Origin of the sequence: Nocardia sp. CA-084685 (genome assembly GCF_050955785.1) — a bacterium.
Lineage (GTDB): Bacteria > Actinomycetota > Actinomycetes > Mycobacteriales > Mycobacteriaceae > Nocardia.
In genome coordinates, this window is sequence record NZ_CP192094.1 from 1,722,293 (window position 1) to 1,737,439 (window position 15,147).

At 66.4% G+C, this 15,147-nt stretch carries 11 protein-coding genes and 2 pseudogenes; 2 read left to right on the forward strand and 11 right to left on the reverse strand.

Annotated features, from left to right (window positions below; genetic code table 11):
* Positions 1-6: 6 nt before the first annotated feature.
* From ACQP2U_RS07440 to ACQP2U_RS07465, 6 genes and pseudogenes are all read right to left on the reverse strand, one after another.
* Positions 7-303 (reverse strand): annotated as a pseudogene (locus ACQP2U_RS07440) (fumarylacetoacetate hydrolase family protein); the annotation flags it as partial.
* A gap of 96 nt (positions 304-399) precedes the next feature.
* Positions 400-1,476 (reverse strand): cupin domain-containing protein, encoded by a 1,077-nt coding sequence (locus ACQP2U_RS07445; protein WP_433713995.1) that lies wholly within the window; start codon positions 1,474-1,476, stop codon positions 400-402.
* A 4-nt stretch (positions 1,477-1,480) separates the two neighbouring features.
* Positions 1,481-3,163 carry a (2,3-dihydroxybenzoyl)adenylate synthase gene (locus ACQP2U_RS07450; protein WP_433713996.1) on the reverse strand — a complete coding sequence of 561 codons (1,683 nt, stop codon included), beginning with the start codon at positions 3,161-3,163 and terminating at the stop codon, positions 1,481-1,483.
* Complete coding sequence (locus tag ACQP2U_RS07455; RefSeq protein WP_433713997.1) at positions 3,160-5,292, reverse strand: acetate--CoA ligase family protein; 2,133 nt, start codon at positions 5,290-5,292, stop codon at positions 3,160-3,162. Before ACQP2U_RS07455 ends, ACQP2U_RS07450 begins: the two co-directional genes overlap by 4 nt.
* Positions 5,289-6,998 carry an FAD-dependent monooxygenase gene (locus ACQP2U_RS07460; protein ID WP_433713998.1) on the reverse strand — a complete coding sequence of 570 codons (1,710 nt, stop codon included), beginning with the start codon at positions 6,996-6,998 and terminating at the stop codon, positions 5,289-5,291. The genes ACQP2U_RS07455 and ACQP2U_RS07460 overlap by 4 nt, the downstream gene beginning before the upstream one ends.
* 99 nt (positions 6,999-7,097) lie before the next feature.
* Positions 7,098-7,907 carry a PaaX family transcriptional regulator gene (locus ACQP2U_RS07465; RefSeq protein WP_433713999.1) on the reverse strand — a complete coding sequence of 270 codons (810 nt, stop codon included), beginning with the start codon at positions 7,905-7,907 and terminating at the stop codon, positions 7,098-7,100.
* Positions 7,908-8,134: 227 nt separating this feature from the next.
* On the opposite strand from ACQP2U_RS07465, the gene ACQP2U_RS07470 reads away from it, so the two are divergent.
* Positions 8,135-8,866, forward strand: a complete 732-nt coding sequence (locus ACQP2U_RS07470) for an alpha/beta fold hydrolase (protein WP_433714000.1) — start codon at positions 8,135-8,137, stop codon at positions 8,864-8,866.
* Between the two features lie 157 nt (positions 8,867-9,023).
* Here the strand turns inward: ACQP2U_RS07470 and ACQP2U_RS07475 are convergent.
* Positions 9,024-9,191, reverse strand: a pseudogene (locus tag ACQP2U_RS07475) (helix-turn-helix domain-containing protein); the annotation flags it as partial.
* Positions 9,192-9,439: 248 nt separating this feature from the next.
* Between ACQP2U_RS07475 and ACQP2U_RS07480 the strand changes: the two are divergent.
* The gene (locus ACQP2U_RS07480) at positions 9,440-10,360 is read left to right on the forward strand and encodes a cyclase family protein (RefSeq protein WP_433714001.1); all 921 of its coding nucleotides are present in this window, start codon (positions 9,440-9,442) and stop codon (positions 10,358-10,360) included.
* 354 nt (positions 10,361-10,714) lie between these two features.
* Here the strand turns inward: ACQP2U_RS07480 and ACQP2U_RS07485 are convergent, their stop codons facing one another.
* From ACQP2U_RS07485 to ACQP2U_RS07500, 4 genes are all read right to left on the reverse strand, one after another.
* Positions 10,715-11,278, reverse strand: coding sequence for a hypothetical protein (locus ACQP2U_RS07485; protein ID WP_433714002.1), 564 nt, complete (start codon positions 11,276-11,278; stop codon positions 10,715-10,717).
* Positions 11,279-11,400: 122 nt separating this feature from the next.
* Positions 11,401-11,808 (reverse strand): hypothetical protein, encoded by a 408-nt coding sequence (locus ACQP2U_RS07490; RefSeq protein WP_433714003.1) that lies wholly within the window; start codon positions 11,806-11,808, stop codon positions 11,401-11,403.
* Positions 11,809-11,811: 3 nt separating this feature from the next.
* Positions 11,812-12,465, reverse strand: a complete 654-nt coding sequence (locus ACQP2U_RS07495; protein WP_433714004.1) for a hypothetical protein — start codon at positions 12,463-12,465, stop codon at positions 11,812-11,814.
* 316 nt (positions 12,466-12,781) lie between these two features.
* Complete coding sequence (locus tag ACQP2U_RS07500) at positions 12,782-15,097, reverse strand: ATP-binding protein (RefSeq protein ID WP_433714005.1); 2,316 nt, start codon at positions 15,095-15,097, stop codon at positions 12,782-12,784.
* Positions 15,098-15,147 lie beyond the last annotated feature (50 nt).

The window sequence follows — 15,147 nt, forward strand, 5'->3', positions numbered from 1 at the left end:
TGGGTCCTATTTGACGATGGTCTTGTTGCGGACGCTGCCGATTCCCTCGATGCTGACCTCGACCGTTTCGCCGTTCCGGATGTAGCGCGCCGGGGTGCGGGCGTGGCCGACGCCGCCCGTGGTGCCCGTGATGATCACGTCGCTGGGTTGCAGGGTGACGATGTGGGAAATGTAGTCGACCAGCTGGGCGGGGGTGAAGACCAGGTCGTCGGTGGTGGCGGACTGCATGACTTCACCTTCGAGACGGGTCTGGATACGGGTGCCGAGAGCGTAGTCGGTGACAAGGTAGGGTCCGAAGCCGCTGTCGGCGAATCCGTCGATGATGGTGGCGGTGGTGTCCTCTACACGGACGGCCGCGGTGGCGCCATCCAGGCGCAGGGTGGCGAGTTTCATCGGTGCTCAGGCTCCTTCGATGATGTGGGTGCGGTGCAAGTGCAGGCGTTCGACGATCGGGGCGTCGGAGAATGCGAACAAATCGAACTCGGTGTCGGCCTCGATCGACCACTGGGTCCAGGACGGGACGACGATCAGATCACCCGTGCTGACTTCGAACGTCTTGTCGCCCAACCGGAAACGGCCGGAGCCGTCGAATACCTGGTACACGGTGGAGCCGACGTCGCGGCGCGGCCGGGTGTGCGCGCCCGCGCGCAGCCGGTGGAATTCGGCGCGGATGGTGGGCATGACGTCACCGCCGGTGGTCGGGTTGGTGTAGCGGACCGCCGCGTGACCGGGTTCGGTGGTGGCCGGATAGCCCTCATCCTCGAGGGCGAGCTGTTCCCGCAGAGCCGTGTCGGTGTGCTGCCATCGATAGGCGGCGATCGGGGAACTGGTCTTGGCGTCGAGGCCGACGAGCGGGCGCAGGCCGGGATGCGCCCAGAGTCGTTCCGAGCGGGAGATGTCCGGGGTGGCGTCGTCGGTCACGTCGTCGGAGCCGAATTCGAAGAAGCTGGTGTCGGTGTAGTGGACGAACGGAATGTCCAAGCCGTCGATCCAGGCCATCGGCGCATCGGTGTCGTTGTGGTGGCCGTGGAAGTGCCAGCCGGGGGTGAGCAGCAGATCGCCGCGGCGCATGGCGACCGGGTCGCCGTTGACGACCGTCCACACACCTTCGCCCTCCACGACGAATCGGAAGGCGTTCTGGCTGTGGCGGTGTTCGGGTGCGGTTTCTTTCGGCCCGAGGTACTGGATGGCTGCCCATAGGGTCGGCGTCGCATACGGCGCGCCACCCAGGCCCGGGTTGGCCAGCGCGATGGCGCGGCGTTCCCCGCCGCGTCCGACCGGCACCAGATCGCCGGCGCGCTGCGCCAGCGGGTACAGCGTCGACCATTTCCATACGAAGGGAACGGCTTTCGACGTCGGCGTCATCGGCATGAGGTCGCCCAGCTGAGTCCACAGCGGGTTCAGGTTGGCGGTTTCGAAATCGTGGTACAACTCGTCGAGCAGTTTGTCGTCGATCTGAGGTTCGGAGTCGGTCATCGGGTCAGTCCTCTGTGGCGGAGTCGGTGAGGCGTGCACTGATGTCGGCGCGCAGCGCCTTCTTGTCGATCTTGCCGACCTTGGTGGTGGGCATCGCGGTCACGATCTCGAGCCGTTCGGGGATTTTGAAGCGGGCTACCCCGGCGGTGTTCATCAGCTCGGTGATGTCGCTCAGGGTTACCGAATGGCCTTGGGCTAGTTCGAGATACAGGCACAGCCGCTCGCCGAGCATCGGATCGGGCATGGCGACGGCGGCGGCCAGTTCGACGCCGTCGAGTTGATAGGCGAAGTTCTCGACCTCCTCGGCGGAGATTTTCTCGCCGCCGCGGTTGATCATGTCCTTGTCCCGACCCGCGACGAGCAGATTGCCGTCCGGACGGCGCACGACGATATCGCCGCTGGCGTACCAACCGTCGGGGGTGAAAGCACGCGCATTGTGTTCGGGGGCGCGGAAATAGCCGCGCGGCGTGTAGGGACCGCGAGTCCACAGCGCGCCCTGGGTGCCGTCGGGGACCGGATTGCCGTTCTCGTCGACGATCAGGATCTCATCGGCGTCGCTCACCGGGCGGCCCTGGGTGTTGAGGATGACATCGGGGCCGTCGTCGAGGCGGGTCATGTTGATCAGACCTTCGGCCATGCCGAACACCTGTTGCAATCGGGCGCCGAGCACCGGTTCGACGCGGGCGGCGAGTTCGTCGGGCATGCGGGAGCCTCCCACCTGCAGCACCCGCAAGCTGTCCCCGCGCAGAATCTGGTGCGCGCGTTGGTATTCGATCCAGCTCTGGGCGACTGCGGGTACAACGGCGGCCACGGTCACGCCTTCGGCGTCGATAGTGCGCAGCGCGCGTTCGGGCGCTGGTGAAGGCAGCATGACCGCGCGGCCGCCCGCGAACAGCGCGCCGAGCACCCCCGGACAGGCGAGAGGGAAGTTGTGACTGCTCGGCAGGGTACCTAAATAGACTGTTGCAGAGTCGAATTCGGAGACGGCGTTGCACTGGAGGATGTTGTAGGCGTAATCGTCGTTGGTGCGAACGATGAGTTTTGGCAGTCCGGTAGTGCCGCCGGAGAGCAGCATGCACGCCACGTCGGAGCCGGTGGGCTCGTACTCGGCCTCGGCGAAGTGCGCGACCGTGGACAGCGCGGACTTCAGGCTGTGCTCCGGCGCGTATTCTGTTGCGCTAGAGGATAATTCACCGTGCACCAGAACGTGCCGGATGCTGGGCGCCTGCGCGGCGACCTGCTGTGCGACCTGCCGCAGGTCGGCGTCACGGTCGGTATCGGCCACCACTATCGCCACCGCTTCGGAAAGGGCGGCCAGGTGGGTGAGTTCGTACTGCCGGTGCGCGGGCAGCGCCATGACCGGCACCACCCCGACGCGCAGACAGCCGAGGGTCAGTGCGATGAATTCCCAGCAGTTGGGCAGTTGCAGCAGGATCCGGTCCCCGGCGGCGATATTCAGATCGATCAGTGCCTGCGCGCAGGATGCGGCGCGGTCCCACAGCTGCTGGTAGGTCAGCCGGTGCGCGCCGTCGATCACAGCCTCGTCGTCGGGTCGGCGGGCGACCTCGTCGGCGATGAAGGATGCCAGCGATCTGCCCTGCCAGTATCCGGCCGTGCGGTAGCCGGCGGCGATCTCGTCGGGCCAGGGCACGACACCGTCGATCGATACGGGGATTCGAGTGTTCATGACAGCTCTCCTTCGACCCGATCCTGCGCCGCCACGACGACCGCGTCGAGCGCGAGCAGTCCAGTCGCGGTCAGGCGCAGCGGGTTGATTTCGATATCGCCGATCGCGGGGTGTGCGGCGAGAAAACGCGCGAGAGCGACTGCGATACGGCCGAATTCGTCCCGGTCGAGGACCGGTCCGCCGCGCCAGCCGTTCAGCAAGGCCGCGCACTGCAGATCGTCGAGCATGGCGGCCGCACCGGCGGGGGTGACCCGGTGACTGCGGATCGTCACGTCACCGATCGCCTCGGCCGCGGTGCCACCGAGTCCGGCCACCACGATCGGGCCGAACACCGGGTCGCGACGCACTCCCAGGAACAGGTCGACGCCACCGGCGGCCATGCTCTCCACCAGATAGGCGGGTGCGCCTATGCAATCGAGCGCGTCCAGTGCGGAATCGAGTTCGACGGCGGTGCGAATGTTCAGGTGCACCCCGCCGATCTCCGTTTTGTGCAGCACCGCCGCGTCGAGGATCTTCACCGCCACCGGCAGCGGCAACTCCGACAACGCCCGGTGGGCCGCGGCTCGGTCACCGCACACCCGTCGCGGCGGCGTAGAGATCGCGAGTGCGTCGAGCGCATCCTTGGCGGCCGCCTCGTCGGCGGGCAATACGATCGTCGGCAAGTCGGCGCGCTCGCCCGATCCGCCCGGGGGCGAGGTCGATTCGGTATCCGCCGCGGTACGCAGGTATCGAGCCCGGGAGTCGGAGACGAGCGCTCGGACAGCGGTCGCCAGCGCGGTCGGGCCGGCGAGCGCGGGCACGTCGAGAGTCGCTGCCGCGGAGGTGATTTCACCGATCACGCCGTGCGGGCCGCCGGTGCCGAGGACGACCGGCAGCTGGTCGCGGACGCCGGACTCGCGCAGGGCCACGGTCAGGTCGACGGCGTCGGGTTCGGCCAGCGCGTAGATCGCCAGGGCATCGATACCGGGATCGGCGGCGGTGGCGCTGAGGACGGCGTCGAACGTCGCGCCGGGGCGACCGGTGTCGACCGGATTCTCCTGGAAGGTCATCGGCGGCAGCAGCCGGGACAACTGCTCCCGGGTGGACTCCGTGAGCGCCGGAACCCGCACCTGGTGTGCCAGTAGCTGATCCAGCACCAACAGTCCAGGACCGGCCTGCGCGGTGATCACGCCGATGCCGGGCGCGGCGGCGGCGGGCAAACGCGTACGGCTGAGGGCGGCGACGGCGTCGACCAGTTGCTGCTCCGAATCCACAACGACGGCACCGGCTTCCGCCAGCAAGGCGCGTGTGGTGCGCCACGAGGTGGCGAGTGCGCCGGTGTGCGAGGCGGAAAAGGCGGAGACGTCGCTGCGTCCGACGACCAGGGCCACCACCGGTTTGTCCGTGGTCACGGCCCGCACCGCGGACAGCAGTGCCGCGCCGTCATCGACAGACTCGATGTGCAGGGCGATGGCGGTGATCGACGGGTCGGTGCGCAAGTACTCGAGTGCGTCGACGGTGGTGATGTCCACGCTGTTGCCCAGTCCCACCCCGAACCCGACGCCGACGCCCTGTTCGGACAGCAGGAATGACAGCGCGTGATTCATGCCGCCGCTGGCCGCGACGACCGCCACCGGGCCCGAGGTGATGTGCCGTACGGTCGGCACGAAACTCACGGTGGTCGTGCCGGGGCGGAAGAATCCGGAGGTGTTGGGTCCGAGCAAGCGGATGCCGGTGTCGGCAACAATTGCCGCCAGCTCCTGCTGCAGCGCGACACCGTCACCACCCACCTCGGCGAACCCGCCGGAGCAGATCACCGCACCGCCGACGCCACACTCCGCGGCTTCGCGCAGCGCCGCGGGGGTGGCAGCGGCGGAAATACACAACACGGCCAGATCCGCTGGGCCGCCGTGGAATTCGGTCGCCGTACGCAGGGAAGGGTGAATGCCGTCGCCCTCGGATCGGGAGTTGATCCCGTAGGCGGTGCGGACACCGGTGCCGCCGTTCGCGACGGCCGACAGCATCACCGAACCGAGCTTGCCCGGCGCGGTCGAGGCGCCAACGACAGCGACCGAGGCGGGCCGGAACAGCCGGTCGAGCCGCGGCCGATCGAGCTCGGCGATGTCGGTGGGGGAGTGTGTGACGGTCATCGGACCGCCTCCGCGTCCGCCGGAACCATTTCGGCCGGTTGCGGATCCTGGGTGTACGCGACGGCGTCGGCGCGTCCGGACAGGACCAGGGTGGTCGCGTTGTCGAGCTCATCGACCGCTCGACGCGCACGCACGGCGGCGGGTGTGTCGATGACGATCGCCGGGACGCGGTGGTGCAGGCGGACGCGCTCGGCGCACAGCACCCTCGACAGCGGGGTGCCTCCGGACACCACCACCGCCGCGGGCGCTGCCGCACATAGCTTGTCCAATTCGGTCCGGACGTCACCGGAGAGGGAGGTGGCGTCGGCGCCGGGCGCGGTGATGAGCGGGATCGCGTCCTCCCCGGTTGCCCACTCGCTGTCAGCGATCAGTCCGGTGCCACCGTCGCTGAGCAGAACGCGGTCGGCGCTGCGTTCGGTGAGCCGCAGCAGTCGGCCGCCGAGCGTGCGGGAGCCGACTTGGAGTATCGAATCCAGAACCGGCGCATCGTGTTCGGCCCGCCAGGCCCTTTCGGTGGCGGCCACGAACGCACCGTCGCGCACCCGGATCTTCTCCGCCGAGATGGCCCGGCTGAAGAAATGGAATCCGAACTGCCACGGCTCCAAAGCCCGGTAGTACTCACCGAAGTGATCCCACCACGACAGACTCGGCAGCGACGAATTCTGGATCTTCGCCACCTGCGGTCGGCGCGTCCGCTCGAATCCAACCAGCGCGGCCGTCAAGTCGCCCGGATTCTCGGCCATTGCCCGGGCCAGCTGCACGGCATCCTCCATGGCCATCTTGGTGCCCGAACCCACCGAGAAATGCGCGGTATGCACGGCATCGCCGAGTAACGCCACGGGCGTGCCGTGCATGCCAAGCGCGTGCCAGCGCTCGGTGCGCCGAGTGCGGAAATTGGCCCAGCGAGAGTTATTGGCCACCAGCGAGTGCCCGTCGATCCGTGCGGCGAACAGCCGCTCCAGGTACCGCTGGGTCACCTCGTCCGACGGCCCAGGAGGCAGCGCGGTATCGAAGCCGTCCAGACCCGCACGCCGCCAAGTGGCTTCGTCGGTCTCCACAATGAACGTGCTCAAACCGGAGCCGATCGGATAGCCGTGCACCGCGAAGTTGCCGTGTTCGGACTGCTCGTGCAGGAAGGTCAGGCCACGGAACGGGTAGGTGGTGCCGAACCAGATGAACTTGACCGCCGCCTGTTCGACCGAATGCCCGAGCTCACCGAGAAAGCGTTGGCGCACCGAGGAATTCGCGCCGTCGGCGGCCACGATCAGGTCATAGTCGCCGCGCGCGTCGAGGTCATCGACGTCGACTTCGGTCGAATAGTGCAGCCGCGCACCCAGTTCACTCGCGCGGCGCCGCAGTGCGTCGAGCAGCACCCGGCGGTGAATCGCCGACATGCCGTTGCCCCCGGCGGCGATCACCGCGTCCTTCGCATGAACCTCGATGGTGTCCCAGCGCCGACCGTACCCGGCCAGCGCATCACGCAATACCGGGTCCACGGCATCGACGTTGTCCAGTGTCGCGTCGGAGAACACCACCCCGAAACCGAACACGTCGGATTCGCTGTTGCGCTCGAACACGTCGACGACGGTGCCCGGCAGGGCGTGTGCGAACGCGATCGCGGCGAACAGACCGCCCGGCCCTCCGCCGATGCATGCGACGCGCAGCGGTGCGGGTAGGGGAGCGGGGCGGGGATCTGACGGTGACATCGGCGTCGGCCCTATCTGACGGTGGCGTGGATGCGGAGAACGACTGTTGCCAAAGTATGTAACAATAAAATCCAATCAGTCAAGAAAGTTGTTACATATTCAAGCGCCTTTAGCGGTCTGGGCGGTGACCGCGGCGACGAACGGCTCGGCCTCGGCCCGCAGCAGGTCGTGGCATTCGGTGAAGACCTCGTGCGCGGCACGTCCGCGCCAGCCCGGTGGGAGCAACGTCTCGGGCAGGTCCGGATCGCGGAACGGGTAGCGCCGGTAGTGCTGCATCAGCCGCATCTGTTCGACCAGCGCCGCGCTGCCGCCCAATCCGCGCCGGTAGCGGGCCAGCCGGGGCCGGAACTCCTCGATGAACGCCTGGTAGTCGGCGCCGAGCCCGCCCAGATCCCAGCACCGCTGCGCGATCAGTCCGTCACTGGCCAGGTCGGCGGTCTTGCTGCGGAGGAACTGGATTCGCAGCTCGTCCGCTCCCGTCAGCTCCTCGCGCAGCTGCTTCTCTCGGTCGTGCGGAGAGAACCACACCGGGCCGCCGAAACCGCCGAAGCCCCACCAGCTCAATGCCTTTTCGATGCGTGCGCGCTGCGGGCGGTCCAGGGCGGTCTCGTCGATCAGTGCCTGAGTCCAGGTTCGATCCCATTCGTCGAAGTGGCGTTCGAAGATGCGGGCGCGGCCGTTGTCGAGCAGCCGCCAGCTCTTGTCGTTGAGCAGGTAGGACACTTCGCGCCCGGATTTCGTCGAGTCGAACCAACCCTCCTTGCGCAATCGGGTCATCACCACCCGCACCGTGGCGGGCTCGATGCCGAAGACCCCCATCAATTCGGTCAGGGCGCCGAGCTTGGCAGCGCCGCCGTTGTAGCGGAAGTACTCGCCGTACAGGTCGAACATCAGGGCTCGTGGCCGCATCGCACTCCTTCCGGGCCGGTCGGCCTCGATATGTTTCAAAACCATTGACATCCTACTCAATTATGTTACATAGTGACAGGGCTCACGTTCTCGTCTCTGCCGAGACGTCGCCTCTCGACCGGCCCTGCCCGCCGAAGGGATCGATAAGACCGGCGGAAGAGAGTCTGCCCCCGGTGCGCCCGCGGCATTCCCGTCCGGCTATCACCACCCTGAAAAAGGAGACAACGATGTCGCGTACATTCGTCCTCGTCCACGGCGCCTGTCATGCCGGATGGTCCTGGCGGCCGGTGGCCGAGCACCTGCAGGCACAAGGCCATGCCGTGCACGCGCCCACCCTGCCCGGCCTGAACACCGGCGATCAGCGTGCGAACATCCACCTGCCCGATACGGTCGACTATCTGGTCGACTACGTAGAGCGCGCCGACCTGCGCGAAGTGACCCTGGTCGGGCACAGCTGGGGAGGCTTCCCGGTCTCCGGCGCCGCCGCGCGCCTGGCCACCCGCATCTCGCGCCTGGTGTATTGGAGCGCGTTCGTTCCGCGCAGCGGGGAGACGCTGATCGACCTGTGCCCGCCGGCCTACGGGGAGATGTTCCGCGCCTCGGCGGCGGCATCGCCGGACAACTCGGTGATGTTTCCGTTCGAGGTCTTCTGCGCGGCGTTCATGCAGGACGTATCGACCGAAACGCAGAAGCTGGTCTACCCGCTGCTCGAACGCCAGCCCTTCCACACCATGAACGAGTCGCTCGACCTCGACGAGTGGGAGCGCCTGCAACTGCCGTCGTCCTACGTCCTCTCCAAGGACGACCTCGCCCTGCCGCCGGGCGAATTCGCCTGGGCGCCAAGGTTCCCGGAGCGCCTGCCCGGCGCGCCGCTGATCTACACCCCTGGCAGCCACGAATCACAGCTGACCCAGCCCGAACCCTTGGCGGAGGCGCTCATTCAAGCCGCGGCGGCTTGACCCGCGCGTGTCACAAACCCCACGTTCGCGCCCATGGAGTCCGCCAAGGGGTCGAAGCGCCGATGTCGGTGGCGCAGCCGGCAGGCGACGCCCGCGCGTTGATCGAAGGACTCGCTGATGGCAAGGCGCTCGTCTTCGGCAATGGAACACTGCGCCTTCAACTGTGTGCGGGTCGGCTCCGCTCGGCGACCCAGGCGTCGATCTGGGCGCGCGAGGTGAATCCGAGTTCGGTGAGGATGTGTTCGATGTGTCCCTGAACGGTGCGCTGGGAGATGCTCAGGCGGGCGGCGATGGCCCTGTTGGTCAGGCCGTCGGCTACTAGGTCCAGGCAAATCCTCATTCATTTCATTCGTCGCCCCGTCGTTGATGTTCGGGCGTGCTCGGCATGAGCGGCGATGAGTTCGGCGACTTGGCGTAGTTGCAGCGGCCCGCTGATCTAGTGTCATGTCAGTTCAGCGGCCTTGATACGTCGAGAGGGAGGGTGGGATACCCCGCCCGCAGCGCCGCGAACCGCGTGACCGGAGGAGTTGATAGTGGATGACGGCAGGGCGACCGATGCCCACACAGGACGACGTGCTCGGGTACTTCAACACGCTGTCGAACTGGGGACGGTGGGGTAACGACGACGAGCTCGGCACGCTCAACCACATCACCGACGACGTCCGGCTGGCGGCGGTTCGGGCCGTGCGCCACGGCAGGAGCGTGTCGTGCGCGTGGGAGGTTGCCGTGCCGGAGGAGATGGAGCGGTCTACCACGACGTGCCCGTGCGCCGCCGACATGCCAGGTGCGGAGAACATGCCGCTGCCCGGATTCCGCAACGACCGGCACTGGGGCTATTCGAACGAACGGCTCGGAATCCTGTTCCACGGCAACACCATCACCCACGTCGACTCGCCGTGCCACATCTTCTGGGACGGCACGATGTACAACGGGCGGTCGCACTCGTTGGTCGACGCCGCAACGGGATCGGCGTGGGCGGCCGTCACGGCGGCGGCGAACGGGATCGTCACGCGTGGTGTCCTGCTGGACATTGCGAAGGTCCGCGATGTGCCGTGGTTGGAACCGGGGCAGGGAGTGTTTCCCGAAGATCTCGAGGAGGCCGAGCGTCGCCAGGGGGTGCGGGTACGAGCCGGCGATGCGGTACTCCTGCGGACCGGCTATGGCCGCGTCCGGCACGAGGCCGGTGCGACCAGCGGTTTCACACAGGCCGGGTGGCACGCGTCCTGCCTGCCGTGGCTGCATGAACGGGAGGTCGCGCTGATCGGCGCTGACACCCCCCAGGACGTCCAGCCGTCAGGGTATGACGACATGGCGATGCCGGTTCACACCGTGGGCCTCGTCGCGATGGGTCTGTGGCTGCTCGACAACTGCGACCTGGAGGCGTGTGCGACGACGGCCGCCGAGCTCGGCCAGTGGGACTTCCACCTCGCAGTCGCGCCGATCCGCTTCGCCGGTACGTCCGGCAGCCCGGTCAACCCGATCGCCACATTCTGACGGCGGCATCGATGCGGCCGACGTGATCGGCGACTTCTTCGGACTCGGTACCCCGCGCCACGCAGCGATCGATCTGTGGACTCGCGGAGCCAACGAGCACGATCAGCGGTGGTGCGCTATGGGCCGATTCGATGATCACTGTCGTGACTGCCTGCTGGAACTTTTGCGGGTGCTGCGCAGGGACACCTCGTACCGGCTTGGACCGGTCCCAGGAGTTACCTGGCAAGAGTGCAGTCCATCGAAGGTCATGTTGGACCGTGTGCTATTCCCGTGGCTGCGCTGGTGAACTCCGGCATCTGCGATCGGCGTGGGTTTGTCGAACACGCGGTAGCCGAATCGAGGTCAGTGGCGCGGTCAGCTACAGGTCAGTAGCAACTCGAACGCGCTGTGTAGGTCCGCCCCGTCGAAGATCTCGGGAGCAGCGTCCGACGCGGCACGATGCCGAACGGCGTAGTAGGCAGCCAGATACCGCAGATCGCCCCACGGTTCCAATGCATGGACGCGATCCAGCACCTGCCCGCATCGTAGGCATTCGAGCCACGGAACGACGAGCAAACCTGTCAGGCTGGAGTCTGTGATGCCGAGTTGTGCTGGGTCGATCGGCGTCGAAGAATCGTCAGGCAGCAGTCGAATGGAAGCCTCGTCATCGGAATCCCGTGCACAAGCGATGATTTCGTCGTGACGCACCAGTCGTTCGCCCCATTGCTCGGCCAGCACTTCGATCTCGGCGCGCGTTCGATCGTTGATGGGCACTTCGTGCTCGAGTAACAGTCGCGTCAAGATCCACAGTCCGGCTTCCTGTCGGCCGGTCTTTCTGCAGTCGCGAAAGTTCTCGGTGTCGTCGACCGAGGGCAGCAGCGCGGCCAATCGTTCCCATAGGTCTGCTTCGTATGCCTGGTAACGGCTCTCACCACTCACCGATGCGACGCTACGGCCATCGTTCGTGGACAGGTTGATCAGGGGCCGCCCAGCCTTCCCACAACGGTAACGCACGTCCATGCCGCTGTGCGCGTTCATGCCGCCGAGCAGCGGCCGGCGGGTCAGTGTTCGAAGTAGTCTTCAGTGCTGACGTGCGGATTCGGTTCTGATTGAAGGGGACCTCGAACAGGCCGATCGCGCTCAGGCTCTGTCCTGGTTTTGCACAATGTGGCGAGCAGTACCAGGGTTGTCACGATCACGATGTGCGCGGTAAGCATCACCAACATGGGCAGGGCGAAGCCCTCGTTGGTGAGTATGCCGTGGTCTCCTACACAGTAGAGGGTGTAGTTGGTGGAGGTGCCTTCGGAGTCGTGGAAGGTGTCGGAGACGACCATCGGTTCGGTGGCCGGGGCTGAACAGAACAGGGGCGCGGTGAGTTTCGCTTCGCCAGGCCAGATGGCGACGGGCACGACGGTGCTGAAGGCGCCGATGAGGAGCCCGGTCGAGAGGGCTGTGACTACACGGGACATCGGCTATACCTGCTGGGCTCGGAGGAAGACGCCGGTGCGGTCGAATTCGGCGACCACCTCCGAGCGGGCGGAGACCACGTTGGCGACGATGCGGATGTCGCGGCCAAAGCGGCTCACCACGATGGCGGTGACCTGGCCGTCGGGGATTTCGCTGCGCGCGCGGGCGGTTTCGACTATGTCTTCGATCCGCGATAAGCCGGGCACCTCGCGTATCGTGAAGTTCTCGCCGTCCGGGTCGTCGAAGGAGGAAACCCGCACGGGGCGTGGGGCACTCAGGTCGCCGAGGGTGAAGGAGTAGTCGTCCATCACGCGGGACAGACCGGGCGGCCGGACGCGCAGGCGGACAGTGGGTTCGCGGGCGGTGAAATCGTTTCCGGCGAGGAAGTTGGTCACCTGGGCAGGCTGGTTGTTCAGGACGAGCCGGAACTGGGTCGAGTTCGGTGCCGTGAGGAGGATAACGTTCACATCCGGGTCGCTGGCGTCGATGCGCTCGGCCAGCGCGGCGATCGCGGCCTGCGGCAGGGCACTCACCAATCCGCCGCCGCGTGTTCGAATCCGGTCCTCGAAATCCGCGCGGTCCACCGCGCCGATACATCCGCTGGTACTGCCGAGCACTGCCAGGCACAGCAGGACACGGAACCAGTTGCCTGGGTGCATGTCCCGAATGCTATGCGTTGCAAACCGATTGCGCAGGGGTCGCTCCTCGAACGAATTTGCTCGTCGGTGTGCTGTCCTGCTGATACATCAACGGGGTATGGAGCAGTTTCTGGTTACCGGCAGCCCAAATCACCGACGTTGATGCGGGACCTGCTCGACCACGCCACCAAACGCAACAGCCCACAGTCGCGACAACTGCTGCCTTATCGCAACGGAAAACCCATCACCTCACGCCGATACGACAACATCTGGAAGGACACCGCCACGGCGGCAGGCTGTATGGATTCCGGCTGTCGGTCGTGGCTATGACTTGCCGTTATGACGCGCGCCGTGCCATCCATGCGGCGACCTGCGCGCGCGAACTGAATCCCAGCTTGGCGAGGATCCGTTCGACATGGCCGTCCGCGGTGCGCTTGGAGATCACAAGTCGCTGCGCGATTTCGCGATTCGACAGTCCCGATTCGATGAGACCAGCCACCTCCAGTTCCCGCGGGGTCAGCAGGCTCATAGTGGCTGAGCGGACGCCGCGGCGACCCGCGGCAACGCCGAGAACGAAATCGATCACATCGTCGAGATCGCGGAACCGGCGCGGCACATCCTCTGAATCGACCTCCGGTGTTCCGCCCTGCGGAGGCAGGGCGTTGGCTTCGACGAATCCCGACAGTTGCGGTCCGAAGGCGTTGATCGACGTGCCCAACGAGCGCCACACGTGGCGCGCGGCCGCCGAGAGCGTGCGGGCACGGGCGACCTGTTTGCGATCGCGGGCTATCCAGGACAGCAGTTCGGTCGAGAGTGCAACGCCAATGCCATCGGACATCGTTCGATCAACAGTCAACACGCGGCGAGCGTGCTGCTCGGCCTCGTCGAACTTCCCGAGCGTCCATAAGGCCACTCCCGCACCCCAATCCGAGTACGCTCGTGCGTTTTTCTCTCCATGCCGGTCGCACAACGTCACGGTGTCGGAGCTCAGCGCCAGAGCCTCCTCGGCCCGGCCGGCCAACGCGAGCTCGCCGACGAGCATGTACCGTGCGGTGAGTTCCATTTCCAGGTCCCCCGCGGCGCGGTGTCGGTCGACCGCGCGCTCGAAAAGCGGCAGCGCATGGTCGACATCGCCGGTGAACATCGCCAGCAACGCCGTCCAATGATCGACATAGCGCTCCAGCCCCGGGATGCCCAGTTCCGTTGCAAGGGCGGTGAGTTCATCAAGCCACTGTTTGGCTTGACCATAGTCGCCCTGTATCAGCGCGATCCATGTCGCCACCCACAGACAGTCGAACCGGTCGGGAGATGTCTCGCTTGTCGTCGCCAACATCGTTTGGGCCCGCATGCGGCCCTCGGCCAGATGCCCTCCTGACATCCAGTGGTAGCGAAGCGCTGCGATGAGCCGCAGAGCGGTCCGCTCCTCACCTGGCGTCGTCGCGCTCCATTGCAGTGCCGCAACGTAATTGGCGTGGTCAAGTCGCATCCGTTCGATCAGGACAGCCTGCTGGGGCCCACACCATCGCTGTACAGTGCGCTCGGCCCGCTCCAGCATGGCGTCGCGGTGACGGCGCTGCAGTTGCGTGGTTTCTCCAGCGTTCTCGGCCAGTTCGGCCGCAACCTCCCGCACCGCTGCGGGCAACCGGTATCGCATGGTGCCCGCGCCGCGATCAGTCAACAGAACCGATTGCCCGACAAGACGCTCGATGGCGTCGATCACGTCGGCAGGTTGCAGCTCGCCGAATGCACACACCGACTCCGCCAGGTCAAGGTCGAAAGTCGCGGGAAAGACCGCCATCCGCCGCCACAGCACCTGGCCGGTGGTGGTGCACAGTTCGAAACTCCAGTCGACCATCGACCGCAGTGATCGGTGTCGGGAACCCTGCAGGTCGTGCGCTGCGGCGAGCTCGGTAATCCGTTGGCCGAACCGTTGAACCAGCTGCTCGACGGTTAACGCGCGCAGCTTCGCCGCCGCCAGCTCGATGGCCAACGGAACACCCTCCAGCAGGCGGCACAACTCAATGACAGCGACCGCGTTGTCGTCGCTGATATCGAAGTCCGGGTCCACCGCACCCACACGCTCCATCAGAAGACTGACCGAACCGTCGGCGATCAATTGTTCGGCCGGCGTGCCCGATTCGGGCACGGTCAGAGGCAGCACAGGCCGCAGCACCTCGGCCTCTACACCAAGCGGCTCTCTGCTGGTGGCGATGACGCGAATCTGCGGTGCCTCGCGCAGCAGGAGTGGCAACAGGACACGCAAGGCCGGCAAGACATGCTCGCAGTTGTCCGTCACCAACAGCAGCTTGCGGTCACGGAGGAACGTGACAAGCTTTTGGCGGGGCTCCGTCGCGGACTGATCACTTACCCCCAGCGCGTTGAGGATGGCGGCCTCGATGTCGGTCACGTCGGCACCGATGCCAAGCTCACCGAGCCGTACCAGCCATGCACCGTCGGGGAATCGGTCGGCGGCCCGGAAGGCCAACTCGAGCGCCAACCGTGTCTTGCCCACCCCACCGGGGCCGGTGAAAGTCAGCAGCCGGGCTTCCGACAGTGCGCGTTGCGCCGAATCGAGGTCCTGCCTGCGAGCCACGAGCCGGTTCCGCGACGGACCGACCCGCTCTCCCCCTCGACGAGGTCCGAGCGCACTCATGCGGGGATGCTACGCCCTTCCGGACACGCCATCGGTGGTAAACGCATCAA